General features: G+C 69.9%; 24 protein-coding genes and 5 pseudogenes. 13 read left to right on the top strand and 16 right to left on the bottom strand.

Annotated features, from left to right (window positions below; translation table 11 throughout):
* Window positions 1–294: 294 nt before the first annotated feature.
* Window positions 295–1,740: a hypothetical protein gene (locus OG390_RS02635; protein WP_406164798.1), complete on the bottom strand. Its 1,446-nt coding sequence runs from the start codon at window positions 1,738–1,740 to the stop codon at window positions 295–297.
* Window positions 1,741–2,490: 750 nt separating this feature from the next.
* Between OG390_RS02635 and OG390_RS02630 the strand changes: the two genes are divergently transcribed.
* Window positions 2,491–2,664 (top strand): hypothetical protein, encoded by a 174-nt coding sequence (locus tag OG390_RS02630; protein WP_406164797.1) that lies wholly within the window; start codon window positions 2,491–2,493, stop codon window positions 2,662–2,664.
* Window positions 2,665–2,698: 34 nt separating this feature from the next.
* Here OG390_RS02630 and OG390_RS02625 read toward each other — a convergent pair whose 3' ends face one another.
* The gene (locus OG390_RS02625; RefSeq protein WP_406164796.1) at window positions 2,699–3,088 is read right to left on the bottom strand and encodes a VOC family protein; all 390 of its coding nucleotides are present in this window, start codon (window positions 3,086–3,088) and stop codon (window positions 2,699–2,701) included.
* 135 nt (window positions 3,089–3,223) lie between these two features.
* Between OG390_RS02625 and OG390_RS02620 the strand changes: the two genes are divergently transcribed.
* The 3 genes and pseudogenes from OG390_RS02620 to OG390_RS02610 form a co-directional block, all read left to right on the top strand.
* Window positions 3,224–3,826: a choice-of-anchor P family protein gene (locus OG390_RS02620; protein WP_406164795.1), complete on the top strand. Its 603-nt coding sequence runs from the start codon at window positions 3,224–3,226 to the stop codon at window positions 3,824–3,826.
* Window positions 3,827–3,951: 125 nt separating this feature from the next.
* Window positions 3,952–4,536: an RNA-guided endonuclease InsQ/TnpB family protein gene (locus OG390_RS02615; RefSeq protein ID WP_406164794.1), complete on the top strand. Its 585-nt coding sequence runs from the start codon at window positions 3,952–3,954 to the stop codon at window positions 4,534–4,536.
* A 42-nt stretch (window positions 4,537–4,578) separates the two neighbouring features.
* Window positions 4,579–4,656, top strand: a pseudogene (locus OG390_RS02610) (IS5/IS1182 family transposase); the annotation flags it as partial.
* On the opposite strand, the gene OG390_RS02605 reads toward OG390_RS02610, so the two are convergent.
* A complete protein-coding gene (locus tag OG390_RS02605; RefSeq protein WP_406164793.1) occupies window positions 4,657–5,091 on the bottom strand; it encodes a peptidoglycan-binding protein in 435 nt (144 codons plus the stop codon).
* 1,096 nt (window positions 5,092–6,187) lie between these two features.
* Here OG390_RS02605 and OG390_RS02600 point away from each other — a divergent pair.
* The 3 genes and pseudogenes from OG390_RS02600 to OG390_RS02590 form a co-directional block, all read left to right on the top strand.
* A pseudogene (locus OG390_RS02600) lies at window positions 6,188–6,388 on the top strand (tryptophan synthase subunit alpha); the annotation flags it as partial.
* Window positions 6,306–6,809 carry a tryptophan synthase subunit alpha gene (locus OG390_RS02595; protein ID WP_406177459.1) on the top strand — a complete coding sequence of 168 codons (504 nt, stop codon included), beginning with the start codon at window positions 6,306–6,308 and terminating at the stop codon, window positions 6,807–6,809. The pseudogene OG390_RS02600 and the gene OG390_RS02595, both read left to right, overlap by 83 nt.
* Before the next feature lie 79 nt (window positions 6,810–6,888).
* Window positions 6,889–8,067 carry a hypothetical protein gene (locus OG390_RS02590; protein ID WP_406164792.1) on the top strand — a complete coding sequence of 393 codons (1,179 nt, stop codon included), beginning with the start codon at window positions 6,889–6,891 and terminating at the stop codon, window positions 8,065–8,067.
* A gap of 347 nt (window positions 8,068–8,414) precedes the next feature.
* Here the strand turns inward: OG390_RS02590 and OG390_RS02585 are convergent, their stop codons facing one another.
* Window positions 8,415–8,798 (bottom strand): VOC family protein, encoded by a 384-nt coding sequence (locus OG390_RS02585; protein ID WP_406164791.1) that lies wholly within the window; start codon window positions 8,796–8,798, stop codon window positions 8,415–8,417.
* Complete coding sequence (locus OG390_RS02580; protein ID WP_406164790.1) at window positions 8,795–8,962, bottom strand: hypothetical protein; 168 nt, start codon at window positions 8,960–8,962, stop codon at window positions 8,795–8,797. Before OG390_RS02580 ends, OG390_RS02585 begins: the two co-directional genes overlap by 4 nt.
* A 100-nt stretch (window positions 8,963–9,062) precedes the next feature.
* Between OG390_RS02580 and OG390_RS02575 the strand changes: the two are divergent.
* A pseudogene (locus tag OG390_RS02575) lies at window positions 9,063–9,904 on the top strand (hypothetical protein).
* A gap of 526 nt (window positions 9,905–10,430) precedes the next feature.
* Here OG390_RS02575 and OG390_RS02570 read toward each other — a convergent pair.
* Window positions 10,431–10,862: a MarR family winged helix-turn-helix transcriptional regulator gene (locus OG390_RS02570; RefSeq protein ID WP_406164789.1), complete on the bottom strand. Its 432-nt coding sequence runs from the start codon at window positions 10,860–10,862 to the stop codon at window positions 10,431–10,433.
* Window positions 10,863–10,966: 104 nt separating this feature from the next.
* On the opposite strand from OG390_RS02570, the gene OG390_RS02565 reads away from it, so the two are divergent.
* Window positions 10,967–11,827, top strand: coding sequence for an SDR family NAD(P)-dependent oxidoreductase (locus tag OG390_RS02565; RefSeq protein WP_406164788.1), 861 nt, complete (start codon window positions 10,967–10,969; stop codon window positions 11,825–11,827).
* Between the two features lie 19 nt (window positions 11,828–11,846).
* Here OG390_RS02565 and OG390_RS02560 read toward each other — a convergent pair.
* Window positions 11,847–11,947, bottom strand: a pseudogene (locus OG390_RS02560) (IS5/IS1182 family transposase); the annotation flags it as partial.
* Between the two features lie 117 nt (window positions 11,948–12,064).
* Between OG390_RS02560 and OG390_RS02555 the strand changes: the two are divergent.
* Window positions 12,065–12,709, top strand: coding sequence for a transposase (locus OG390_RS02555; RefSeq protein ID WP_406164787.1), 645 nt, complete (start codon window positions 12,065–12,067; stop codon window positions 12,707–12,709).
* Window positions 12,710–12,805: 96 nt separating this feature from the next.
* Here OG390_RS02555 and OG390_RS02550 read toward each other — a convergent pair whose 3' ends face one another.
* A complete protein-coding gene (locus OG390_RS02550) occupies window positions 12,806–13,384 on the bottom strand; it encodes a rhodanese-like domain-containing protein (RefSeq protein WP_406164786.1) in 579 nt (192 codons plus the stop codon).
* Window positions 13,385–13,459: 75 nt separating this feature from the next.
* Between OG390_RS02550 and OG390_RS02545 the strand changes: the two genes are divergently transcribed.
* The gene (locus OG390_RS02545) at window positions 13,460–13,753 is read left to right on the top strand and encodes a metal-sensitive transcriptional regulator (RefSeq protein ID WP_406164785.1); all 294 of its coding nucleotides are present in this window, start codon (window positions 13,460–13,462) and stop codon (window positions 13,751–13,753) included.
* A 34-nt stretch (window positions 13,754–13,787) separates the two neighbouring features.
* Here the strand turns inward: OG390_RS02545 and OG390_RS02540 are convergent, their stop codons facing one another.
* The 5 genes from OG390_RS02540 to OG390_RS02520 form a co-directional block, all read right to left on the bottom strand.
* On the bottom strand, window positions 13,788–14,531 hold the full coding sequence (locus OG390_RS02540) for a sulfite exporter TauE/SafE family protein (RefSeq protein ID WP_406164784.1): 744 nt from the start codon (window positions 14,529–14,531) through the stop codon (window positions 13,788–13,790).
* Entirely contained in the window at window positions 14,528–14,893 is a 366-nt protein-coding gene (locus OG390_RS02535) for a rhodanese-like domain-containing protein (RefSeq protein WP_406164783.1), read from the bottom strand. Before OG390_RS02535 ends, OG390_RS02540 begins: the two co-directional genes overlap by 4 nt.
* Window positions 14,894–14,941: 48 nt before the next feature.
* The gene (locus OG390_RS02530; protein ID WP_406164782.1) at window positions 14,942–16,300 is read right to left on the bottom strand and encodes a rhodanese-like domain-containing protein; all 1,359 of its coding nucleotides are present in this window, start codon (window positions 16,298–16,300) and stop codon (window positions 14,942–14,944) included.
* A gap of 167 nt (window positions 16,301–16,467) precedes the next feature.
* Complete coding sequence (locus OG390_RS02525) at window positions 16,468–16,752, bottom strand: hypothetical protein (protein ID WP_406164781.1); 285 nt, start codon at window positions 16,750–16,752, stop codon at window positions 16,468–16,470.
* Between the two features lie 67 nt (window positions 16,753–16,819).
* Window positions 16,820–17,002, bottom strand: coding sequence for a hypothetical protein (locus tag OG390_RS02520; protein WP_406164780.1), 183 nt, complete (start codon window positions 17,000–17,002; stop codon window positions 16,820–16,822).
* A 235-nt stretch (window positions 17,003–17,237) separates the two neighbouring features.
* Between OG390_RS02520 and OG390_RS02515 the strand changes: the two genes are divergently transcribed.
* A complete protein-coding gene (locus OG390_RS02515; RefSeq protein ID WP_406164779.1) occupies window positions 17,238–19,661 on the top strand; it encodes a SpoIIE family protein phosphatase in 2,424 nt (807 codons plus the stop codon).
* A gap of 208 nt (window positions 19,662–19,869) precedes the next feature.
* On the opposite strand, the gene OG390_RS02510 is transcribed toward OG390_RS02515, so the two are convergent.
* The 3 genes and pseudogenes from OG390_RS02510 to OG390_RS02500 all read right to left on the bottom strand — a co-directional run bounded on the left by OG390_RS02510 (window position 19,870) and on the right by OG390_RS02500 (window position 23,430).
* Window positions 19,870–20,322, bottom strand: a complete 453-nt coding sequence (locus OG390_RS02510; RefSeq protein ID WP_406164778.1) for an OsmC family protein — start codon at window positions 20,320–20,322, stop codon at window positions 19,870–19,872.
* 638 nt (window positions 20,323–20,960) lie between these two features.
* A pseudogene (locus tag OG390_RS02505) lies at window positions 20,961–22,427 on the bottom strand (glycosyl hydrolase family 65 protein); the annotation flags it as partial.
* Window positions 22,428–22,554: 127 nt separating this feature from the next.
* On the bottom strand, window positions 22,555–23,430 hold the full coding sequence (locus tag OG390_RS02500; protein ID WP_406177458.1) for a universal stress protein: 876 nt from the start codon (window positions 23,428–23,430) through the stop codon (window positions 22,555–22,557).
* 195 nt (window positions 23,431–23,625) lie between these two features.
* On the opposite strand from OG390_RS02500, the gene OG390_RS02495 reads away from it, so the two are divergent.
* Window positions 23,626–24,303, top strand: coding sequence for a CBS domain-containing protein (locus tag OG390_RS02495; protein WP_406164777.1), 678 nt, complete (start codon window positions 23,626–23,628; stop codon window positions 24,301–24,303).
* Window positions 24,304–24,321: the final 18 nt, after the last annotated feature.

Genomic DNA, 24,321 nt, shown 5'->3' with positions numbered 1-24,321 from the left:
GGTGACGGAGGCCTGCATCGGTCGGATGCGGCAAACCGTCCTGGCGGAGCTCCTGGACCACCCGGACCTGGCCGAACTCGGCACCCGGCTCGATGAGATCGCTCGTCCCGATCGAGCCGGCCGGAAGACTCGGGGGTCTGCCGGAGTCCAGGGGAGCCGGATCAGCGGCCCAGCATCCAGCGATACGCCATCCCGTGCCGAGTGCATCGTGACCGGGCCCGGCCACCCTTGCGGTACTGGGAGCAGCTGCACGAGGGACATGACCCAGTGCGGGCTTCGTCACCTTCCTGCGCCCTACATGGGGATTCGTCGCTGAGCAGCGGAGATGAGCCTTGGGCGCTGCTGGTGGCTTTGTTCGTACTCCATCACCTGCCGGGCCACGCTGACGGGTGCCTGCTCCAACCGGCCGATGATCTCGTCGGGGTCCATCGCGTCGTAGCCGGCCCAGGGTTCACCGCCGCGCAGCTGCTCGATGGCGTCCAGGACGGCGTGCCGGTTGTCATGCGCGTGTTCGTAGCCCTGGATCACCGTGAGGTCGGGACGGGACAGGCCGAGCAGGCGCTGCTGGATCTCCGTGATGCCCAATTGGCTGTAGCCGGCGATGGGCAGGTCTTCCTCACGGCTGGCCTCGCCCAGGATTTCCTCCTTGGCCCGGTGGGTGGCCTCGGGCGTGGCCCGGAGGATCTCCTCCGCCGCGTTGATCACCGTCCTGCGCTGTCGGTGGCGCTGCTCGTAAGCCAGGGCCTGACGAACCGCGCCGTCACCGACGTCGTGCAGGTGGATCTTGATCCGTTCCGGGTCCATCGCGTCGTAGCCGGCCCAGGGCTCGGCTTCGCGGAGATCCTCGATGGCATTCAGCGCTCCGGTCCGGCCCGCGTGTGAGCGTTCGTAGCCCTCGATCAGTGTGAGTTCTGTCTGGGACAGGCCACGCAGCCTGTGCCGGATCTCCGTGATGCCGAGCTGGCTGAAGCCGGGGATGGGCAGGTCCTGTTCGCGGGCGAGCGCGCCATGGGCCTCCTGGGCCATGCGGGTGGCGTCGGGCAGCTCCCACCAGGCGTCTTCAGCCGTCTCTCTCACGCGCCTGGTGGCTCTGCGGATGGCTGCTCGCAGCCGGGCCACGCCCGCGCGGACCGTGCGGATGACGTCGTCGAGGAGACTGCGTTCTTCTGTGGTCTCGGCCGGGGGCGGGCGGTGGCCGTCGGTAGCTGCCGCCACGGCCCGGGCGTGCCGGGCAAGATCCTCCTCGAGGGCCTCCAGCAGTTGTTCGTCCTTGCGGCGCAGCGTGGCCAGGAGGTCGGCGGTCTCCTGGTCGTGGAACTGTTCGGCGATGTCCTTGCCTGCCTGGCAGGTTGCGAGAGCCCGGGCTGCGGCCGCGTACTCGGCCTCGGCGTTCTTCAGCAGCCGGCGCTCGTGGGCCGGCTTGTGACCGCGCACCATCTCCGCCACGGCCGACACCCCTGCCTCCAGGGGCAGCAGGGTCGCCCGTACGACGCCGCGCATACCGATCCGCGTCAGCTGTGCAGCAGCGGACAGCAGTCCGTGGGAAGGGCGCATCTCACGGACGCGGTCCTCGATGCGTTCGAGGTGGTTCTGGGCCTCGGCCACCTGGCGCTCGAGTCTTTGCCGTTGGGCGCCTGGCGGTGTGAGGGTGACATCCGTGCGGAATCGGTCGACGACAGCGGCGTGAGCCTCGCGGGCGTCCTCCAGCGCCGGTATCAGTACATCGGTCATCGTTGCCATCAGCTGCTCCTGGGAGGTCGGTGCGGCATCGCCGCCGGGCACGAAGAAGGGCCGCCCGCCCGCGCGCCGGTACGTGGCATGGCAACCGGAACCCATCCTGCGGAAGGTTCTCGAAGATCGCCCGACGAGCCGGTTGGCCTGTGGGCCAGGACGTTGTCACCCCGGGCGTCGGTGTGGTGGCTGCTCAGGGATTGCCCGGGTTGTGCAATCGGTGATCTCAGGATTCGGTAGGCGGGTCGGGGGCGAGGGCTTTGCGCCGAAGAGGCGTTCTTCGAATACGTCCATCCCGATCAACAGCGCGAGCATCAGTACCGGAACAAGCAGGGCCAGGACCATGGTCGCCTCCCTGTACGGCTGGCCGTGTGCCGCGGTGACCGCGTGGTGCCGAAGCGGGCACATGGGGCAGGAGGCCGGGCGGGCATCAGGTCGGCGTCACTTCGGTGGGATGCGCCGCTCGCCGCCGCCATGCGGCCATCGTCACCCGGATGGCCGCCGTGCGGAAACGCGGACGCGCCAGCGGGAAGCATCCCGAGCACACCGGCGACGAGGCTCGAGGCATGCCCTGGACGTCGTCAGGAGTGCCTTGCACCGGCGCGGCGTCGCCGGGAACACCCACGCCGCGCTGGGCCGTTCGGGTGAAGCGACACTCTCCGCTGCCCGGCCGGGCAGCGCCCACGGCCCACGGCCCGGGGCCGTCGGCCGTGACGGGTCGGTCGATGGAAACCGGACAGGACGCACCGTTCCTTGGCAGTGAGCGGGAGTGAGTCCGCGCACTGGCACGCCCCGAACACCGCCGGAGAAGCCCACCACCTGCGAACTTCGAACTTCATCCCGGATCGCCACCACGCCCCCGAGGCCCACCGCCATCTGATCTCCCACGGGATCGCTCTGGTGGTGATCTGGGCGGGCGGCCCCACGGGGTAGTCGATGACACCTTGGGCTCAGGCGGGAATGTCGGTCAGCTGAGGTAGTTCGCGCGTCCATCGTCGTCGAGCTCGAAGGGACCCTCGGGGATGATGCAGAACTCATTGCCCTCGGGGTCGGCCATCACCAGGAACCCGCCGTCGGCGTAGTGCTCCATCCTGCGCCCGCCGAGCACCTCGACCCGCTGCTGCTCGGCGGCCAGGTCGGTTGAGGTGATGTCGAAGTGCAGGCGGTGCTTGTCGGACTTGGGCTCGGCGGTCTGCTGGAAGCCCAGGCCCAAGCCGTTCTCACGCCGCAGCCAAACGTACGGCCCCGTGCGGCCCACGACCGGCCTGCCGAGCAGCTCGGACCAGAACGCGGCAAGCCGCTCGGGGTCGGTGGCATCGACGATGAGGGTATTGATCTGCATGGGTGAGTACGCCATACCCTGATCCTTTAGGCCCGCAAGGCCGCTCAGCGGTGCCCCCACCTGCGCCGTGCGCGGCTGAAGAACCAGTCGGCCAGTGGCTGCTCGACCCGCCAGGGCTGGGTTCGGGCCTTCGCCGGTGACGCCGGCTACTTGGCCTCCGACACCTCCGCGCAGCTGAAGCTCCAGTACGCGACGGGCCGCGCCTGCGGCATCTCGGCGCACCTCGTCTCTCTCGGCCTCCCGTTGCTCGACGTCGAGCCGCAGCCCGACACCGGGATCCTCCGCACGGCGGACGCGACCACGGCCGACACCCCGTGCTCGGCCGAGTACAGCTCTCCCTTGCTGTCAGTGCAGAAGCTCTGCCCCAAGGTCACCACGACCCTCGCCCCCGGCAAGGGCACGGCATCGTCGACCGTGGCGCAGGCACGCATCGGGCTGCCCGGTGTGCCGCTCATCGAGGTGTCCGGGCTCACCGCGACCTCCAGCAGCGAGTGCGCCACGGCCACGGGCAGCACCACGCTCACCCTGAAGATCGCAGGAGTTCCGGTTACCGTGTCGGGTGATCCGAATACGGAGCTCCCGCTCGTTGGAGGTGGACGTCGATTCTCTATGGCCGCGGACACGGGCCGGTCATGGACTGTGAAGGATGCGTCCGCAGAGCAGGTCGAGCTTGGCCCGGCCGAACCCATGCGCTTGAGGCGCTTGAGCGTGTCGCATGCCCCTCGAACTGGCCGGAGCTCCATGAGCTGCTGAGGACAGCGGTAACTGCGTCGAAGTCGCGGCGTAGGCCGTTGACCAGGGAGTGCAGGGCAGGGAGTTCGTCCTGCGTGACCCGGTCCATCCAGGCCGGGAGTTGATCGCCGCGGAGGTCGAGCATCATGTCGGCGAAGTCGCGGACGTGGCGTGCGACGGCGTCGAGGTACGGGCAGGGGATACTGGCCCACCACCAGCGGACGATGGCCCGCAGGAAGCCCAAGCGCGGTCAGGCCACCTCCCGGGGCTACCGCGGGGCGAAGCGGCAGGCGGCAAAGGCGCACCAGAAGATCGCCCGGCAGCGCCAGGACATGGCCAGGAAGTGGGCCAGGCATGTGGTGCGGGACCATGACGTGCTGGCGGTCGAGGACTTCCGCCCCAAGTCCCTCGCCCGGACCACCATGGCACGCAAGGCCGCGGACGCGGCAATCCCAGCCACCAGGCATGAGTTGATCAACATGGCGCGCAAGCACGGGCGCATCCTGCACCTCGTGCATCCCGCGCACACCACCATGGACTGCGGCCGGGGCGGAGCGAGAGCCAAGCACGCCCTGCCGCTGTCGGAACGTACCTACACCTGCACCGCATGCGGAGCCATCTCGCCAAGGGACAAGAACTCCGCGCGCGTGATGCTGGTCCGGGCTGGTCTCCAGCCGGCTGGTGCCGATCGCAGAAGACTCGACCGTCCACCGGACGGCCAAGCAGCGTGAGCCAGGAATCCTCTTCCTTCAGGAAGAGGAGGATTCAATGGGCTGAGCCCGTGTCAGTTCGGCAAGCTGATCACCGCGCTGCGCCGCGAAGGCGTGGATGTGGTCCGCAGAGCACGGCCGCTACTTCGTGCGCAGCATGAGGGCGTAGCGGGTGTTGTCCCCGTACACGCCGGTCTCGTCCCCGCGGATGCCAAACCGTTTCTGGAATCGGGCCACAGCCTGCCGGACCTCCGTGTCGAAGCGGCCGTCGATCGCACCGCCGTCGTAGAGCTGCGGGATCTGGAGCAGACGCACCTGCAACTCGTACACCCCATGCCCGCTGTCGCCCTCACGCAGTACCCCGGTGCCGGGGATCTCGGGGAGCGAGGTGCCGCCGGGCAGTGGCTGTTCGGGTTGCTCCAGGGAGGCAGGTGGCGCCGCCGGCTCGGAGTGCTCGTTCGTGAGCAGCGATGAGGCAAGGATCAGTCCGCTCACGGCACCCAGCCCGAAGAATCCGGCGGCCCGGGCGTGCCGCCGGTTGGTGAACCGCCGATGTCCTGGGCTTCCCTTCAGCACGGTCGGCCGGACGGTGTCCGGGCGCGGTGGCGCCTGATGGGGCGGGGCGCCGAGAGGCGCGGTGTGTGGAGCAGAGCGTCCCGGGTCAGCCGTCCAGGAGGCGTCCGGAGGCGAGCCGGCTCCGCGGCCCACGCTCGCCCGCACAGGCCCGAGGACGGGACGGGTTGCCGACGGCTCGGACCGCGTCGGGCCTGCGTCGCTCGCGGTGGGCTGCTTCCCTGCCTCCTGCCGCGCGCCCTGCGACCACAGCGGCTGCACCATGGGGTCCTGCGGAGCCTGGCGCACATGACTGGTCCGCGGCGGATCCACGACGGACGGCGGAACGCCTTGCGGAGGGGCGGAAACCAGGCCTGCGGGCCCGGGCCCCATCCGCTGTGTTCGCGGATATCCGGCCGGAGGCGGGGGAGCCTGCGGAGACGAGGGGGCCTTGGCAGGATCTGCTCGGCTGCCGTTCGTGGCCGCTTCGTTGTGGTGATCGAAGGATCGCGGCGGGCTCGCCCTTCGTCGGCTTCCGTCCTCCACATGGAGCGCCGCGCGTGCGGCGTCAAGGGCGTCCAGGATCGCCTGGAAGGATTCGTGGATCTCTTGCGCGGCGTCACGCTCCAAAGCGAGGGCCGGCTGTGGTTCGGTGCCGTCGCGTTCCATCGGCATTCCTCCTCGACCCACATCCGTGGGGCGCCCGTTTCCTTGTGAAGCGATACGCAGTCCGTCCAGGGCTGTCTCAATCCGCTGTCAGGGGTCGGCAGATGGGGAACAGGAAGGACAGTGGCCGCATCGTCAACCGGTGGCGTGAGGACGGTGACCGGGGTGCCGAGCGCGGGCACGTGGAGAACGCCAGTGTCTTGCCGGGCGAGTTCATCGCCCGTTCCTCCTGTAGTCTGCCGAACCGGTGCAGCTGGTGGTGCTGTTCCAGTGGGTCACCTGCATTAGTGGGTCACCTGCATCAGGATATTCGTTGCGGCGAATGGCCACTGCCGCTCGTTGTCCGTGCTTACGCCGGGGCGGCGGGACTGCACCCAGTTCGAGGGACAGGGGACTTGGGCGTCCCTGCCGCCTGCCACAAGCGTGGACCCATCTGGCCTCGGCACCCTGACGGGTGCTGCACTCCTCTTCTGTCCGGGTACGGCCTCGACAGAGCATCGACCGACTTGGCAGCACCGCCGGGGTGATACTGCGCGACCTGCCGATCGAGGAAGCCACCGCGTGGCTCAACGCTGATCAACGCACCGGCCTGCACACGGTGTTCGCTGTGGCACCCTCGACCACCGACGCCCGACTGGCCCGTATCTGCGCCGCCGCCGGAGGCATGCTCTACGCCCCTGCCGTCGCCGGAGTTACCGGCTCGACGGACCCCGCTTCACGACGCTCTCCCCGACTTCGTGCTGCGCCTGCGGGCCGCCACCGACCTGCCGATCGGAGTCGGCATCGGCATATCCAATCCTGCGCAGGCCCGGGAAGCCAGCCGCATCGCCGACGTCACGATCGTGGGCTCCGCCCTCATCCGCAGCATCGACACCACCCAAGATCCGCGGCAGCAAGCCGACGCCGCGGCCAACCTCGCACGCCTGCTCAAAGCCGGGCTGCGCCGCTCCGCCACCCCACAGAGCGCCGCATGGCTCGCCCACTGCCTAGGTCTGCGCCACCCCCGCCCGACCCCCTCGACGCACGCACCGCCTTGGCGGAAGCCGTCGCGCCCGCGGCGGCCACACGCCACCTAGGCTGACTTCGGTACCAATTCGGCCTCGACGCCCGAATCTTCCGGTTGAATGGCAAGCCGGAACACAGGCGGAGGCGGGCATGTCCGAGTACCAGCACTACCAGTTCCTCGCCGCCGACCGCCCCCTGACCGACGAGCAGGTCGCCGAGATCCGCAAGCTGACCACTCGCGCCACTCTCACCCGCACCACGTTCGTGAACAGCTACCAATGGGGCGGCTTCGAGGGCGACTGCGACCAACTCATGGAGACCTATTACGACGGGTACCTTTACTTCGCGAACTGGGGCTGTCGCAAGGTCATCCTGCGCTGGCCCGCCCACGAGCTCCCCTTGCACGTCGCCGAGCGCTACTGCACAGGAACATCAGCCGAAGCCCGCCAGCACGGCGAATACGTGCTGATCACGCTGGTCTCCGACGACGAGTACAGCGGGTTCGACGACTTCAACGACCTGTTCGAACCCGACGACTATGGTCCGGACGCCCACCGGGAAGAAGAATGGCTGCCCTCGATCGCCCGGGCACGCCCGGACGTCGCGGCTGGCGACATGCGCCTGCTCTATCTGGCCTGGCTCCTCTGCCTGGGCAACGACGACCTTGGCGAGGACGACGTCGAGCCCCCATTGCCCGCCGGCCTCGCCGACTTGCCCGACTCTCTCATCGACGTGGCCACCTTCCTCCGCATCGACCCCGACCTGATCTCCACAGCCTCCGCCCCGCGTCCTCACCCCGATCCAGAGCCCACCCGTCCCATGTACGAGTCCTGGATCAGCGCGCTGCCGCAGGCGGAGAAGGACGCCACTTTGTTGCGTCTCCTCCACGACGGCGATCGCCACGCCGTGACCGACCTGCGCCGCCGGTTCCGCCTGGCCCACCCCGGTGCCGCCCCCATCGAGAGCAGCCGCACCGTGGCGCAGCTGCAGGCTGCGGCTCCCACCGTGACTGCTAAGCGCATTGCACGCGAAGAACATGAGCAAGCCGCACGCGAGGAAGCAGCGCGCCTGCAGGCCGAAGCTGCCCAGCAGCTTCGCATCGCCACCATCGCGAGCGACCCGGAGGCCGCCTGGAGCCGTGTCACCCAGCTGATCGCGCACCAGAGGGGCCGCAATTACCCCGCCGCCGTGCAGATACTTGGCGACCTGGCCGCCCTCGCGGACCGCGACGGCACCACCGAAGGCTTCGCAGAGCGCTACCGAAGGCTACGTCTCCAGCACCACACCAAGAAGGCCCTACTGCGTCTCTTGGACGCTGGGGGCCTGTGAGCGCCAACCGCGCTTCGTGGCCGACCAATTCAGCCGATGCCCGACCGTGGGCGACGACCGCCTCCGCGGCCGGGAACGGCGCGCCGAGCGGCGATCCAGCTCGGCCCGCAGGCCGGCTCCTTCGTCAGCCGGACGCCGGTGGGCGCGCCGGGGGCACGACGCTGGGGCCCGTCGCGGGTGTCTCCGTGATGGCGCGGCCATCCTCGTGGCGTGTCCAACTGACCCAGGTGGAATCGTGGTGAAGAGCCTGGATGGACGTGCAGTTGGGCTGCCGGCGACCTAAAGGGGGTGGCGCAGGAGGCCAGCCGAGGGATTCCCCGTCAGGGCCTGGCCGGTGGGGTTGCGGCCTAGGTGTGGGCGGGCTGGAACAGTTCAATGAGGTTGCCGGCGGGGTCGGCGATGAGGATCTGGCGTCCGCCTGGGCCGGAGACGACGTCGCTGCGGAAGGTCAGTCCGGCGGCGCGTAGCCGGTCGATCTCGCTGTCGAGGTCGTCGAGGATCAGGTGGATGCGGTTGCGGCCGGCGGCGGTGGCGTCGTCGGGGGTGGCGCGGGCTCCGGAGCTGGCGGCTCCGGAGAGCAGGAGCCGCAGGGACCCGCGGGTGACGTCGGCGAAGGCGGGTGCGGCGCTGGTGCGCAGGGTGAAGCCGAGATGGGTTGTGTAGAAGTCGATGGCGGCTTGGACGTCGTCAACGATGTAGCGGACGCTGGCGAGTTCGTCGGGGGTCGTCACGGCTGGGCCTCCTGTGTCTGGGCGAGGATGGGCAGCAGGTAACGGATGCGGGCGTCGATGTCGCCCGCTGTGCGTTGGAAGGCGGGGTGGCCGGCCTGGTCGGTGGCGCCGGCTGCCGGGTCGGGGACGCTCCAGTGGACTCGGCGTGGACGCCCCGGAAACACGGGGCAGACCTCCCGGACCTTGTCGCACAGGCTTTTCTACAACTTGGCGGGACAGCGTTTCGCACGCCTTCCAGTCCCGTCCGACGCCTAGGCTCGGCCCGTGGGACAGCCGGAGCGGCGCGCCGAGGGCGCAGGACCGTTCACCACCAGGCTCACGTGGCGCCTTCCCGACGGTGGCACCGCGGTGTGGGAGTCGCGTCTCGCGCGGCGGCGCGGAATGCTCGTCGTCCGTTCGCCCGGCGCGGCGGCCGGTGGGCAAACCCGTGCGGATGCTATTTCCATCGGCCGGCTGCGCAGACTCAACGTCATCGCGGCGATCGCCTTCGTCGTCGGCGGGGCGCTCTTCGCGGTCGGCGAGGCCGTTGCCCAATTCGGCTCCGGCGACGCCACCGAGTGCGCCTCGATCTACTTCGTGGGCGGCCTGTTCTTCAACACCGGCGGCTACGCCTCGCTGCTTCAGGTGATCAACGCACCCCGCTACGTCGGCGATGGCCAGGGCCGGCTGGTCACCCGCCGCTGGCGGTGGTGGAGCTACGAGCCGATGCGGTGGACTGCCTGAGTGCATGCGTCCTCTTCGCGGGCACGCTCGTCTTCGCCGTTCCCTGCTGGACTCCTTCCTGCTCGGCCTGAGCGTCCAGCAGGTCAACCGGCTGATCTGGGCGCCCGACGTGGTCGGCTAACGTGCTCTTCCTGGTCTCCGGGCATCTGGGCTTGGTCGAGATCTGCCACGGTCGGCCCTGCGTCCGCCCCCACAGCCTCAGCTGGTGGATCGTCGCCGTGAACCGGCTCGGTTCCTTCCTGTTCATGGTGTCAGCGCTCGCGGCCTTCACGCGCCCCGCCACGGGCAGCATGGTCAACGCCGGCATCGCCAACTGGGGCACCCTCACGGGCGTCCTGTGCTTCTCACTCGCCGGCCTCATCCAGCTCTACGAACACCCCTAGGCTCGCGCTGCGAGACCGCAAGACCATCACCGGCGCACTGGCCTTGGCTGGTTTTCCGGTGACCCCGTTCGGCGTACCGACCGCCCGCGGTGGTGCAGCGCGCCCCGTACCGTGGCGTCCGTGTACGGGCTTGTCGATCAACTGCATCCGGCGGGAAGAGTCGCGGGCCTCAGCCTGGGCTGCCTGGTCCCAGGGCACTTCGATCGTCCACAGGAACCGAAACCATCTCAGCAGGTCCATTCCGTACGAGCGTTGAGTCGTCGCGGGGCGACCGGCCGCTTGCAGGGCCTTGCAGAACGCCGTGGCGAGACGCCCCCCTCGGGGGTCGGATCAAGGAGCTTGTAGGGCTCTCAGGGATCGCCGGTAGCTTGCAGTATCCCCACCCCGGCACCTCACCGTCGCCAGGGCCCGCCCAGGATAACCAGCCACGGCAGACCCTCCCGTATCGATCTGGCGTGCACGCCCATCGCCGGTTGATCCACCTCTGTTCGCCGCTCGGTCACGACTTCCGCGTGGCCGGGCGGTGTCAGTTCGGCGACTCGGAATCCGCCATGAGTTGGAGCAGGTCGCGCAGTGTCTCGCGCTGTCGATCGTCCAGGGCGTGAAGCGGCTGGGTAGCGAACGGCATCCGGGTGCGCAGGTCGGCAGCCACGCGGAGACCGGTCTCGGTGGCGGCGACCAGCTTGACCCGGCGGTCGCCGGGGGCGGGGCGCCGTTCGACCAGTCCGCGGCCCTCCAGCCGGTCGATAATCGTGGTGACGTTGGAAGGTTCGGCGTGCAGGTACTCGGCGATCCGGCGCATGGGTACCGGCTCCTCGGCCGCAAGCAGCGCCTTGGCCTGCAGCGGAGTGAGGACGTGCTCGGCCGCGGCCTGCTCCGACTCCCGGGCGTACCGGCGGTTGATCGCGGCGAACAGGGCGACGATCTGGCGGGTGACGTCATCGGATCGGTGGGACATCACTCCACTCTAGCCATTCACTTGACAGGGACAGATATGGATCGCCATAGTTATGTAACACCTTAGTTATCGATCATAAGTATTGACTGAAAGTGAGACCGACCATGACCACCGGAACCCCGTCTACCGAGAAAACCGTCCTGATCACCGGCACCTCCTCGGGCATCGGCCTGGCTGCTGCCATCGCCTCGGCCCAGGCCGGCTGGAACGCCGTCGCGACCATGCGCGACACCTCCCGGGCCGAGGCCCTGCTCGCCGCCGCAGATGCGGCCGGAGTGGCCGGACGGATCCGGGTACGGCAGCTGGACGTCACCGACCCGGCCTCGGTGGAGGCCGCCGTCGCGGGCGTGATCGCCGAGCACGGGCGCCTTGACGCGGTGGTCAACAACGCGGGGGCTGGGCACGTGGGCACCCTCGAACAGGAGTCCATGGCCGGCGTCCGCCACGTGCTGGAGGTCAACTTCTTCGGCGTGTTGCACGTCACCAAAGCCGCGCTGCCGCACCTGCGCGCGACCGGTGGGCGGGTGGTGACCGTCACCAGCGTCGGTGGCGTCGTCGGTCAGCCGTTCAATGAGGCGTACTGCGCCGCCAAGTTCGCGGTCGAGGGCTTCATGGAATCGCTCGCGCCGGTCGCCGCGACGACGGGAGTGAGCGTCACCGTGGTCGAACCAGGCGCGGTGGCCAGTGAGTTCGTCAGCAACGTCGGCTTCGATCCCGCCGTGATCGATGCCGCGGGCCCTTACGCGCCCGCGCTGCGCGCCTACGTCGAGCGGACCCGTAATGCTTTCGCCAACGGCGCACAGTCCCCAGCGGACGCCGCCGCACCGATCATCGAGGCGCTCAGCGGCGACCGGCCCGCCTTGCGGATCCAGACCTCGGAGGCGGCCCGCTCCTTCGTCGGCACCAAGCTCGGCGACCTCGACGGCTCGTCCGTCCTGGCCGTGACCGGCAGCTGGGTCGCCTGACCCCGAGCTCCAAAGGGACGATCAACGTCGGGTGGTCCGCCAGCGGAAGGCGCCAGGGGCGGCCACCCCCTTCCCGCCGCGCTCGCACACGACCTTCAACAGCCGCTCGAACTGCCGCATCCGCAGCCCAGTGAACGTCTCCGCCCACAACGGCTCATTCGTGGGCGCCGGAGGCCCGAGGGGAGCAGACCGTTGGTGCGGGAACGGGAGACATACTTCCGGCTTGTGGATCAAGGAATGGGATATGCCGAGGCGGCGAGGGCTGTCGGCATCAGCGTCCGTACGGGCGAGCGGTGGCGAAACGGCCGAGGCGCATCGGGTCGGTTCAAGGCGGCACCACCGGTCAACGCGGCGGCGCCCGCCGCTGCGCCGACGCCTGCTGCCCCTTCCTGGTATCGGGGCGAGGCCGACCGTATCCCCATAACCGACCGGTTGCGGGAGAAGGCCACGATCCGGGCGATCGTGGCCGAGTTGGGCCGAAGCCCGTCGACCATCAGCCGCGAGATCCGCCGCAACTGCACCGTCCTGGCCAACGGCCGCTGGCGGTACCGGCCCCATGCCGCTCCGCGCCGCGCTGACGCCCGCCGACCTCGCCCCGAGACCGGAAAGATCGGCCACAACCCGGAACTGCACGACTTCATCCAAGCCCACTTGGCCCTGCGCTGGAGCCCCGAGGAGATCTGTCACGTTCTGCGCAGACGCTTCGCCCATCGACCGGAGATGCAGGTGAGGCACGAGACCATCTACCAGGCCCTTTACGTCCAAGGCCGTGGTGAACTCCGCTGCGAACCAACTCAGGCTCTGCGCACTGGACGTGCCATGCGTCGCCCTCGCCGCCCGGCCGACCGGCGGCGCTCCCGTGCCGTCAAGAACAGGTCGTGATCAGCGAACGGCCCGCGGAAGCAGTCGAACGGACTGTCCCCGCGGACCGTTGCGGAACACGCCCGACGGGGGACCCTGCCGACGGCGCGGACTCGGTCAGTTGTCGCGCAGACGCGCCAGCGTCGCGTCCAGGTCGGCCTGGCGGGGCCGGTTGTAGGGCAACTTGGCGAGCATGGCCGCGATGCCGCAGGTGTTGGTCACGGCGGAGAAGACCAGGCCGCCGGCTATGCCTGCGGACAGCATTCGGAAGGCCGGGTGGACCACCTCGCCCAGCGCCAGGCCGAGCAGGACCAGGGAACCCGCGGTGAGACGCACCTGGCGGTCCATGGCCCACTTGGCCTTCGCGGCTCCGCCCTCGGGACGGTGCAGGTCGTGGCCCTGCGCGGCCCAGGCGCCAGTCCCACCGGCCAGCGTGGCGGTGTGGATGCCCTTCTCGGCGAGCATCTGGCAGGCGTTCTCGGAGCGGGCGCCGGAGGCGCAGACGACGAGAACCTCGCCGCGCTCGGCAGCCGTGCGGATGTCGGACAGCGCCCGATCGAGCTGGTCGAGGGGGATGCTGAGTGCGCCGGGTATGTGGCCGCCTGCGTACTCACCAGGGGTGCGGACGTCGATGATGGTCAGTTCGTGGAGACGGGAGCGGGCCTGGCGGGGGTCGAGGGTGATGGGGGTGGTCATGGCAGATGTCATCCTTGTGGGTCGATGGTGCCCCGCTAAGGGGAGTGTTCATACCCCGCGGGGTGTCGGTGAGGAGTGGGTGGGGAGCTTGATCTGGCGGGTGCGGAGCCGCGGGCGGTGCTGAACCGGCTGCGCCGGGTGCAGGGGCAGCTCTTCGGGGTGATCCGGATGATCGAGGAAGGTCGCGACTGCGAGCAGGTCGTCACCCAGCTCGCCGCCGCCTCCCGAGCCCTCGACCGCGCCGGTTTCGCGATCATTGCGAGCGGCCTCCAGCAGCGCCTGGCCGACTTGGAGGACGGCCGGGGCGACGGCGAGGACCGTGAGCAGATGCGCGGCAGGCTGGAGAAGCTGTTCCTCTCAGTGGCTTGATCCCTGTTCATGTGCCCGAGATGTGCCGGTATGGTCAGGTCAGCACGTCGACGAGCATGAAGGCGGCGACCGCGAACAGCACGTAGGCGAAGAGACGCTGAAGCGTGTTGCCCTTGATCTTCTTCGACAATCGCTTGCCGTCCCAGGCGCCCAGGATCGCCGCCGCGGTGAACGGTGCGATGACCGGCCAGTCCAACCGCATTCCGGTGCCGGCCCGGGCGCCGAGAGCGGCCAGCGAGTTGACCGTGATGACCAACAGGCTGGTCCCGACGGCCCGGCGCATGGGCAGGCTCAGCACACTCACCAGGGCCGGTACGGCCAGGAAGCCGCCGCCCACGCCCAGGAACCCGGTCACCGCGCCGAGCCCGGCGCCCGCGGCACCGGCCTTGCCGGCGTGCACCTCGCCGGAGGACTGGGTGCGCGTGGGACGCAGCATGCGCAGGGCGGCGAGCGCCGCTATGACGGCGAAGGCGACCGTCAGCAGGGTCTGGGGTAGGTGTCCGGCGGCGGCCCCGGCGATCATTGCGGGCACGATGCCCGCCGCGGCGAACGGCAGCCCGGTGCGCCAGGAGATATTGCTCTCCCGGGCGTGCCCCACGAGCGCCGTGACCGATGTCAGGGTGACGATGACCAGGCTGGCCGTGGTCGCTTCCGCCGGGGTGAAGCCGAGCAGGTAGATCAGAGCGGGCACCGCCAGCACGCTGCCACCACCGCCCAGCCCACCGAGGGCCAGGCCGATGACGGCACCGGCGACGAGCGCAAGGATCAGAGCGGTCATCCTATCGAGCCGCTGTTCGCGCGTTCGTCGACGACCGGGTGACCGGCGGCGGCCCACGCGTTCATGCCGCCCTTGACGTCCACCGCCCGGGCGCCGCGTACGGCCAGCAGCTTGGTGGCCTGCTGCGAGCGGTTGCCGTTGCGGCAGATCACCACCGGCGGCCGCCCAAGGGCCGCGCTCGGCACTGACGCACCGGCGGCCAGGCCGGGCAGCGGCGTGTGTACGGCGCCGGGCGCATGCCCGGCGTTCCACTCGCCCCGCTCCCGCACGTCCAGCAGGACGGCCGGAGCGTCGGCGCCCTGGGTGCGCCGGTGGGCCTCGTCTACGATGACGCGGCCCTCGCTGCGACGGAAGAGGAACATCACACAACCTCTCGGAAGTTGGAGTGAACAGAGCGGAGGGGAAACGATTCAGCCGGTGACGATGGTCAGTCCGGCGTCGGCGGCGGAGTCGAAGCCGTCGTCGATGGCCACGACCTGCCGTCCGGCGGCGTCCAGCAGGGAGGCGGCGATGCCGGCCCGCATGCCACCGGCGCAGTGCACCCACACCGTGCCCGCCGGGACCTCGCCGAGCCGCTTGTGCATCTGGTGGATCGGAATGTGCACGGAGCCGTCGATGTACCCGTCGGCCCGCTCGGAGTGGCGGCGTACGTCCAGGACGACGATGCCGTCCGTGCCGTGCTGGGCCAGGCCGGCGAACGTGGACCGGGGGAAGGAGGTGAGGGAGTCGCCCTCGGGCACCCACTCCTGCGGTGTGCCGGTCGCGGCGGCCGCGGGCCGGTCGATGCCGACGCGGACCAGCTCGCGCTGGGCGGCGGCCAGCTGTTCGGGGGACTCGGCGAGTAGGGTGACCGGCTTGCCCCATGGGATCATCCACGCCAGGTAGGTGGCGATCTTGCCGTCGGCCTCGAAGTTGAACGATCCGGCGACGTGGCCTTCGGCGAAGGCGACCCGGTTGCGCAGGTCCACGACCCACTCGCCGGCCGCGAGGCGGGTGGCGATTTCGTAGGCGTCCGCGACGGCCGGGGGAGTCAGGTCCACCGGGGCGGGGCCGTCGGCGTTGGCGGGGCCCATGTGAGCGTAGTAGGCGGGCACGTCGTCGAGTTCGGCGAGCAACCGGGCGACGAAGGAGTCCACGTCCGTGGTGAGCGCCGTGTTGACGGATTTCTCCTTGCCGATGGTGGTGGCGTCACCCTCGGCCTGCGCGGAGGAGCAGAAGCTGCCGAAGCCGTGCGTGGGCAGCACGGACGTCTCGTCCGGCAGTTCGGCCGCCAGACGGTGCGCGGAAGCGTGCTGAGCGCGGGCCAGCTGCTCGGTCAGGCGAGGCTCCACCAGGTCGGGCCGGCCCACCGTGCCGATCAGCAGTGACCCGCCGGTGAACGCGGCCACCGGCTGCCCCTGCTCCTGCAGCACGTACGAGGTGTGGTGCGGAGTGTGACCCGGGGTGGCGACGGCGCGCAGCTCGAGTCCGGCGTCGACGGTGACGGTGTTGCCGTCGGCCACCGGCACTCGCGCGAACGACACCCGCGCGCCGGCCGGCACCAGATAAGCGGCTCCCGTCACTCGCGCCAGCTCCAGACCGCCGGTGATGTAGTCGTTGTGGATGTGGGTTTCCACCACATGAGAGATCCGCACCCCGCGCCGGGCCGCTGCCGTCAGCACTTGGTCGAAGTCTCGAGGTGGGTCCACCGCAACGGCCGTCTGCCTGCCGCCGGCCAGGTAGCCGCGGTTGCCGAGGCCCTCGAGCTCAATGGTGTCGATGAAGAACACGGAGATGTCACCTTCCCGATGATTACCCCGGGGGGTATGTGTTTACCAACGTAACACGAGTACCCCCGGGGGTATTTCGGAGCGCCTGTGAGTACTCCCTTACGGCGCCCTCGCGCGCGTGCCGCAGTGGCTGTCGGCATTTGGTGCGCGGCCGAAAGGGCGGGGTGTCACGAGCGGAGCTGGGTTCCTCCTCGATGCACCGGTCCCGCCGCAGCCACGCCGGTCAGGGCGGCGGTCAGCCCTGCCCCGGCGACGAAGGGCCACAACGGGCGCAGCGACGCCACTCGGCGCGGTCGGCCCGCCCGCAGCAGCGCGATGGCGACCAGCAGCAGCCCGTGCCCGGCATCGCCGAACATCAGGCCGAACATCACCACATAGACGAACCCGGCCGCCATCGTGGGGTAGGGCACGATTCCGGACGAGCTGACCAGAGGCGTGAAGGAACGGCGCACGGTCCTCGCCGTATGCCCCGGGGCGCCGTACCTGCTCCGGCCAGCGAGGCCAGCGGGTCGACACCCCTCAGGACCTGCAGCGGCACCAGCGCGCGCCCCCGGCACCGGTGATGCGCGCCGCCGCGACCGCACCGTGCCGGACCGCGCTGCCGAGCCGTTCCTCCAGCTGCGCCTTGCCCGCGCGCAGGGCCGTCCGGCCCTCGCGCTCCAGCGCCTCCAGGTCAGGGGGAGCCTCGCTGAGAACGGCCACGGCCGACTCGTTTTCTCGGGGCCCAGGTGCCTCATCCGGCGGGTATGCGGCAATCTCGGTGCGACGTCTCTCCTCAACCCTCCTCCTCGCCGCCCGTCGACCTGCGTATGCGTGCGAGGAGAGATACAAGGGAGGGAGGGAAGGAGACGACACGACGGGATCCGACGTTTCGCCGCCCTGCGGCCGCTGCAGTGTCTCCCCGGGCCCGAGAGTCCGGGGGCAGGATGGGCGATGAATGGACATGGAGAATGCCACCCCCCTTGGGGACGGCTCCGGTCAGCTTCCGGATCCGGCCACCTCAGCCACGGCAGTCGTCGACGCGCGGGGGACCGTGACGGGATGGAGTGCCGGCGCCCAGCGGATGCTCGGGTACCCGTACGAGGACGTTGTAGGGCGTCCCGCGGCGCGTCTGCTCGGCTGCAACGCCGACGTCACGGCGGACTCTTCCGCGGTTCTGGAGGGGCGGAGCGGGACCACCCTGCTGCGACACCAGGACGGCCACGACATGGAAGCCGAGCTGCATGCCTATGCGTCGCTCGACCGCGACGGCAACGCACAGTGGCTCATCTTGGCCACACCGTCACATCCACAAAGGGAGGAGGCGACGACAGAGGAGGCGTTCGCGCAGTGCCTGTTGCCTGTGATGATCTACGACACCGAGTTGCGGGCCCTGCGAGGGAGCGTCGGCGCGGCCCGGGAACTCGGACTCACGGAGGATCAGATGCGCGGTCGGCGTGTCACCGACATCCTGCCTCCCCACATCTGCAACACCGTGGAAGAGGGCATGAGCCGGGTGTTCGATACGGGAGAGCCGGAGCGATTTCACGTGCATGGCCGACCGCGGCGCGGAGCCCGCGAAAGGTTCTGGGCCGTCACCGTGTCCCCCCTCAGGAACTCGGCAGGGCTGGTGCGAGCCGTGCAGCTCATTGCGCTTGATGTCAGCGAACAGCACTGGGCCCGGGAGCGGCTCGTCCTTCTGAACGACGTCAGCACACAGGTGGGCAGCACCCTCGATGTGACGCGCACGGCCCAGGAAATGGCCGACGTGGCGGTGGGTCGGCTCGCCGACTTCATCAGCGTGGACCTGTTGGACTCTCTGTTCAGCGGCGGCGAGCCCAGTCCTTCCGCCGAGGGTTCCGTCGCCCTGCGTCGCGCCGCGCAACAGTCCGTCCTCTCCGGCATACCCGAGTCCGTGATCCGGCCGGGAGAGGTGGACTATTACCCGGAATCCTCGCCCCCCGCCCGCTGCCTGGTCACGGGCCGGTCCTCGCTGCACCACACCCTGGACGAAGCCATCGAGAATTGGCAGACGGACGACCCTCGGCGCGCAGCGAAGGTCCGGGCCCTCGGGATGCATTCGATCATGGTCATTCCGCTGTGCGCCCGCGGAATCACGCTCGGGGTGGCCGTACTCGTCCGCCACCGGCGCCGGGAGTCCTTCGACGAGGACGATCTGCTCCTCGCCGAGGAGATTGCCGCACGCGCTGCCGTGGCCGTGGACAACGCCCGCCGCTTCACTCGTGAGCAGACGACCGCGCTGGCCCTGCAACGGAGTCTGCTTCCGCAGCGGGCCGCCGCCCAGGAAGCGGTGGAGGTGGCCTACCGCTACCTCCCGGCTCGGTCCCGGGCTGGGCTGGGCGGCGACTGGTTCGATGTGATCCCGCTGTCGGGCGCCCGGGTCGCCCTGGTGGTCGGAGACGTAGTGGGCCATGGTTTGCGCGCCTCCGCCACCATGGGGCGGCTGCGGACCGCGGTACGTACTCTGGCGGACGTCGACCTGCCTCCCGAGGAGCTCCTCGTCCACCTCGACGACTTGGTCACCCACCTCGGGGCGGAGGAGGAGAGCACCGCCACGGATCCCGAGCTCGAGATCGGCACCGATCTCGTCGCCACATGTCTGTACCTGGTCTACGACCCGGTGTCGCGCCGCTGCACCGTCGCTGGTGCAGGCCATCCCCCGCCCGCCGTGGTCACGCCCGACGGCACGGCGGAGTTCGTCGATCTTCCTGTCGGCCCTCCGCTGGGCGTGGGCGGGCTGCCTTTCGAAGCGGTCGAATGGGAGCTGCCCCGAGGCAGCCTCCTCGTGCTGTACACGGACGGTCTCATCGAGGTCCCCGAACACGACCTCGGCAGCGGCATGGCGCTGCTGCGCCAGCGCCTGCAGCGGCCCGTCCGCTCGCTGGAGGCCACCTGCGACGACCTGATCCAGACACTGCTTCCCGCACGGCCGTCGGACGACGTGGCACTGCTCGTCGCACGCACCCGAGCCCTCGACACAGGCCAGGTCGCCACCTGGGATCTGCCTTCCGACCCGGCCGCCGTGGCCGGCGCCCGTGACAAGGTCTCCCGTCGCCTGGCGGACTGGGGTCTGCAGGAGGTCGCCTTCACCGCCGAGCTGGTGGTGAGCGAGCTGGTCACCAACGCGATCCGCTACGGCGCCCTTCCCATTCAGCTGCGCCTGATCCGCGACACCGCACTCATCTGCGAGGTCTCCGACGGCAGCAGCACCGCCCCCCACATGCGGAGAGCCCGCATGTTCGACGAAGGCGGGCGAGGCCTGCTGCTCGTCGCCCAATTCGCGGAGCGTTGGGGCACGCGCCACCGGGCCGGAGGGAAGTCGATCTGGGCGGAGATCAGCATTCAGAACGAGCGGCCGTGACTGCGCCCGCCCGCCTGACGCCACTCGTCTATCCCCGCCATCCCGCCCGGAGCGGTCCTGGCAGTCGGACCCGGCCCCGCTCTCCCGCGCACCGCGGGCACGCGCCACCCAGGAGAACGGCCCGCCCGAAGCAGCCGGAGCCCGACGAGTCCTGCGCGGAGCCCGTGGTGCATTGCAGTCCGGAGAAACGCCGGTGTCAGGGTCGTGCTCACGGCTCCAGCTCGATGTCGATCTCAGGCGGCTGGTGGAGGGTGTTGTGGACCGTGCAGTGCGAGGCCACCGCCAGCAGGGCCGCCCGGCGCTGCTCGGGAAGTTCCGGCGGTGGGACGACGACGAGGCGCACGGAGGCGACGCGGGCCGGGCGGTCGGCGGCCATGGTGAACTCGGTGCGGACGCGCAGTCCGGTGCGGGGCAGGCCGTGGCGGTGGAGGTAGCGGCCCGCGTAGAAGGCCACACAGGTGGCCAGGGAGGCCGCGAAGAGTTCGGTGGGGGTGGGTGCGGTGTCCGTGCCGCCGGCCTCGGTGGGTTGATCGACCCGAAGGCGGTGTCCGCGGATCTCCACGGTGTAGGCGTCCTGGTCGACGTGGGCGACCTCCAAACGGTGCACGTCCGGGTTGTGCGGCTGGTCGGTACTGAGGGTCTGCGGTGTGCTGCCGGTCATGGCCGGGCCCTTCTCGCTGGTGTCGGCTGCTGCGGATTCCAGTCGACCGCGCAGGGCGCGGCGGATCGAGAGGCCGACAGGGTGCGCCGGGGACCGTTCGGCCCTCGTCTGCGTCGGCGCGGCGATACACCCTGCCGGGTATTTCGTCAGGGGGTTCGGGGCGGGTAAGCGGGCCATGGGGGTCGTCGGGGCGGGTCGACGACATACCCAGGTGGGTACTCGGCTCGGGACCAGTGACCCATGCCTCGCGCTCATCTCCGCACGACAGTGGGGACATGGGCACATAGAGCGTGTTTCTCGGCGGCGGAACGGCCGGCACTATGACGGCCAACCGGCTGTGTCGCACGTAGGACGAGTGCGAGTACCGGATCACGGTCATCGACCAGGACGACGACCACCTCTACCGGCCCGGCCTGCTGTTCGTGCCGTTCGGGGCGGCCCAGCCGCACCACCCCTGACGTCGGCCACAAACACGAGGACATCCGCCACCTGGACTGTCGCCGTCGACCCCAAGCCGCCCGTGCACCTGCTCCTGAGGGCGAGTCGCCACCACATCGACAGGCTCTACGGCGAGGCGGCACAGCGGGTGGAAGCCCTGTGCCGCAACCGGTGACCAGCAGCACGCCCATCTGCGTGGATCAACTCTCCGGCAGCACGAGCGTGCACGTCTCCCCGGGCGCGATGGTCACGGCCCGGTCTGCCAGCACCACGCGGATCGGGGTCTCCTCCGAGTCGGGCACACCGATCTCCAGCTGCCCGCTCCGCCGCCGTACGCCGACACCCCAGTGACCGCGATAGCGCAGGGAGAACCCGTACTCGGAGAGCGCCGGAAGAGGTACCGGGTCCAGCCAGAGGGCGTCTTCGCGTGGCTCCAGTCCCGTCAGGCCGCGCTGGACCAGGTCGAGGGTCCCGGCCATGGCCCCGAGATGGATGCCCTCGCCGGTCGTGCCGCCCTGGATGTCGGCGATGTCCGCCTCCAGGGCCTCGCGGACGTACTGCCATGCCTCGGCCCGTCTTGCTCTGGCGAGGACGAACCCGTGGACGAGTTCGCTGAGTGTGGAGCCGTGGCTGGTGCGCTGAAGGTAGTAGTCGACGGTTCTGCACCAGATCTCGTCGTCCAGGTCGTACCCGAGGCGCCGGAACAGGTGCCGCAGGTCGGCGGGCGAGAACAGGTAGCCCAGCATGAGGACGTCGGCTTGCTTGGACGCCTTGTAGCGGTTGACCGTGTCGCCCTCGGCCTCGAGGATCCGGTCCAGCCGGCGGATGCTGTCGTAGCGCGCACGGTAGGCCTCCCAATCCAGCTCGGCGAGGTCGTCGTAGCCGTCGAACTGGCTGATGACGCCCTGGTGGAACGGCACCCGCAACTGCCGGGAGATCTCCTCCCACCTCGGGAGTTCGTCGCTGTCCAGCCGGACGCGATCGAACAGTTCCTCACGGCGCCATGCGGGAAGGCGCCGCAAGAGGTCCACGGCGCGGGTGAGCACCCAGGCGGCCATGACGTTGGTGTACGCGTTGTCGTCCAGCCCTGGCAGGGCGGCACCCGGGTAGGCGTCGTGGTATTCGTCGGGGCCGACGACGCCGCGGATGCGGTAACGGTCCGTGTCGGGGTCGAAGGCCGCGAGGTTCGCCCAGAAGCGGGCGATCTGCAGCAGCATCTCCGCGCCTTTGGTGTGCAGGAAGTCGGTGTCGCCAGTGGCTTCGCAGTACTGCCACACGTTGTAGGCGACGGCGGAGCCGACGTGGTGCTGAAGCCGGGATTGGTCGGGCAGCCAGCGCCCCGAGTGCGGATTGAGATGCCACTCCTGGGCTTCTTCGCGACCGTCGCTGCCGCTCTGCCAGGGGTACATCGCCCCGGCCCGGCCGGTCGCGGCGGCCGTCCGGCAGGCCCGCGGGAGGCGCCGGTAGCGGTAGTTCAGCAGTGCCCGGGAGACCTCCGGGAAGTGCAGGTTGAGATACGGCAGGACGAAAAGCTCATCCCAGAAGACGTGACCGCGGTACGCCTCGCCGTGCAGGCCCCGGGCGGGCACTCCCACGTCCAGATCCGCGGTATGCGGTGACAGCGTCTGCAGGACGTGGAAGAGATGGAGGCGCAGGACGCGGCCTGTGTGCAGAGCGATTCGCGCAACCGTTCGGCAGCGGGGTCGTAGCCCGTCCACTCCCATATCCAGTCCGACATCCGCCGCCCTTCCCTCTCCTCCGGGGGCCGTTGGGCCCGGGCCTGCGCGGTGAGCTTCAGACCCGTTGGGGAACGACGGCGACCGGGCATTCCGCGTGGTGCAGTAGGACGTGGGCGACCCTGCCGAGCTGAAGGCCGAAGTGACCGTGCCGGCGCTGGGCGCCGACGACGATCAGGTCGGCTTCGGCCGATGCCTCCAGGAGGGCCCCGTGGGCGGAGCCTTCGACCGGTCGGCGATGGATGTCGACCCGGGGATGGTCCCGTGCGGCCTCGCGCAGGGCGTCGTCGAGGCCGGCCGAGGCCCGTTCCTCGCGCAGCCGGGCGGCGTCGTCGGCGATCAGCATGTGGTCCACGGGCTCGTGGGCCGGGTTGCGCCAGGCCCGTACGGCCGTCAGAGCGCACCCGCGCACGTCGGCCTCGCGGACGGCGAACCGTACGGCACCCGCGCCGACGCTGGGGTCCCCGACCCCCACCACGACCCGGCCGGCCGGCCCACGGAGGTTCCGTTCCGCGCCACGGACCACGATGACCGGGCACGCGGCGTGCGCCGCCACCGCGAGGCTGACCGATCCCAGCAGCAGCCCCGCTATTTCGCCACGTCCACGAGAGCCGGTGACCAGGGCGAACGCCTCGGGTCCCGCCCGCAGCAACACGGACGCGGCATCGTCGGGAAGTACCTCGCCCGACGCCTTCACCGCGGGATTGCGACGCCGGGCACGTTCCACGCAGGAAGCGATGATGTGTTGCGCCAGTACCGCCTCAGCAGGACGGTCGGTGCTGAAGGACGGTTGGACTCCCTCGTATCGCTCCCACAGCGAGGCATGGACCAGGCGCAGCGGCACCCCGTGCCGTGCCGCCTCGTCCACCGCCCAGTCGACCGCCAGCAGACTGGAGTCCGATCCGTCGACGCCCACGACCAGCGGGAGTTCCATCGCTGCCACCGCCTTCTCCGTCCGGCTGCCGAGAGACCCCCTGTGAATACCGTCGCACCGTCCGAGTACCGCCGCGACACCCCGACCGGGTCTCGGATCGGGCGGCCTCCGGCCGGATTGCGGTCCACCAGGTCGCAGAGATGCTGGAGTCATACCGCCTGACCAACTCCGGTACGCCCCTGAAGGACATAGGACATGTCTGACGCTCCGCACATCGTGAGCGATGTGATGACCCTGCCCGTGGTGGCCGTCGGGCGCGATGCCGGGTTCAAGGAGATCGCGCGGGTTATGGGGCAGCGGCAGGTCAGTGCCGTTCCGGTCGTGGGGGGTGAGGGGCGGGTCGTCGGTGTGGTCTCCGAGGCCGACCTGCTGCCCAAGGAGGAGTTCCGGGATTACGGACTCACCCGCCACGATCGGATCCGTCGCCGGTCTGCCCTGGCCAAGGCGGAGGCGCTGACTGCTGAGGAGCTCATGAGCACGCCCGCGGTCACGGTCCGCCCCGACGTCACCTTGGCCCAGGCAGCCCGAATCATGGCCAAAGAGCACGTCAAACGACTGCCCGTGGTCGATGACGAGGACAGGTTGTCGGGCATCGTCAGCCGAGGCGATCTGTTGAAGGTCTTCTTGCGATCGGACGAGGACATCGAGGAGGAAGTCCGCCGCACCGTGGTGTCCTACCTGTTCTCCACGGTCAGTCACGCCATCCACGTGTCCGTCAAGGACGGGGTCGTCACGCTCCGAGGCCGCGTCCACGACACCTCGCTCATCTGGGTCGCCGAGCGCCTCGTCCGCGCTCTGGACGGCGTGGTGGGCGTCGAGGCACGGCTCAGCGGTGAGGACGCCGCCTCGGCCGGACGCGAGACCACGAAGTGAGCAGCGGCCGCTGCGCCG

The organism is Streptomyces sp. NBC_00996, assembly GCF_045162675.1.
Lineage (GTDB): Bacteria > Actinomycetota > Actinomycetes > Streptomycetales > Streptomycetaceae > Streptomyces.
This window is presented reverse-complemented; position numbering and strand designations above follow the sequence as displayed.

What these genes read in the sequence shown, in the direction of transcription:
- OG390_RS02570 (WP_406164789.1), bottom strand. Translation starts at nt 10,862, where the DNA reads ATGTCCCACCGATCCGATGACGTCACCCGCCAGATCGTCGCCCTGTTC.
- OG390_RS02625 (WP_406164796.1), bottom strand. Translation starts at nt 3,088, where the DNA reads ATGGCGTACTCACCCATGCAGATCAATACCCTCATCGTCGATGCCACC.
- OG390_RS02510 (WP_406164778.1), bottom strand. Translation starts at nt 20,322, where the DNA reads ATGACCGGCAGCACACCGCAGACCCTCAGTACCGACCAGCCGCACAAC.
- OG390_RS02555 (WP_406164787.1), top strand. Translation starts at nt 12,065, where the DNA reads ATGGGATATGCCGAGGCGGCGAGGGCTGTCGGCATCAGCGTCCGTACG.
- OG390_RS02515 (WP_406164779.1), top strand. Translation starts at nt 17,238, where the DNA reads ATGGACATGGAGAATGCCACCCCCCTTGGGGACGGCTCCGGTCAGCTT.
- OG390_RS02500 (WP_406177458.1), bottom strand. Translation starts at nt 23,430, where the DNA reads ATGGAACTCCCGCTGGTCGTGGGCGTCGACGGATCGGACTCCAGTCTG.
- OG390_RS02590 (WP_406164792.1), top strand. Translation starts at nt 6,889, where the DNA reads ATGTCCGAGTACCAGCACTACCAGTTCCTCGCCGCCGACCGCCCCCTG.
- OG390_RS02540 (WP_406164784.1), bottom strand. Translation starts at nt 14,531, where the DNA reads ATGACCGCTCTGATCCTTGCGCTCGTCGCCGGTGCCGTCATCGGCCTG.
- OG390_RS02565 (WP_406164788.1), top strand. Translation starts at nt 10,967, where the DNA reads ATGACCACCGGAACCCCGTCTACCGAGAAAACCGTCCTGATCACCGGC.
- OG390_RS02615 (WP_406164794.1), top strand. Translation starts at nt 3,952, where the DNA reads ATGTCGGCGAAGTCGCGGACGTGGCGTGCGACGGCGTCGAGGTACGGG.
- OG390_RS02495 (WP_406164777.1), top strand. Translation starts at nt 23,626, where the DNA reads ATGTCTGACGCTCCGCACATCGTGAGCGATGTGATGACCCTGCCCGTG.
- OG390_RS02635 (WP_406164798.1), bottom strand. Translation starts at nt 1,740, where the DNA reads ATGGCAACGATGACCGATGTACTGATACCGGCGCTGGAGGACGCCCGC.
- OG390_RS02535 (WP_406164783.1), bottom strand. Translation starts at nt 14,893, where the DNA reads ATGTTCCTCTTCCGTCGCAGCGAGGGCCGCGTCATCGTAGACGAGGCC.
- OG390_RS02550 (WP_406164786.1), bottom strand. Translation starts at nt 13,384, where the DNA reads ATGACCACCCCCATCACCCTCGACCCCCGCCAGGCCCGCTCCCGTCTC.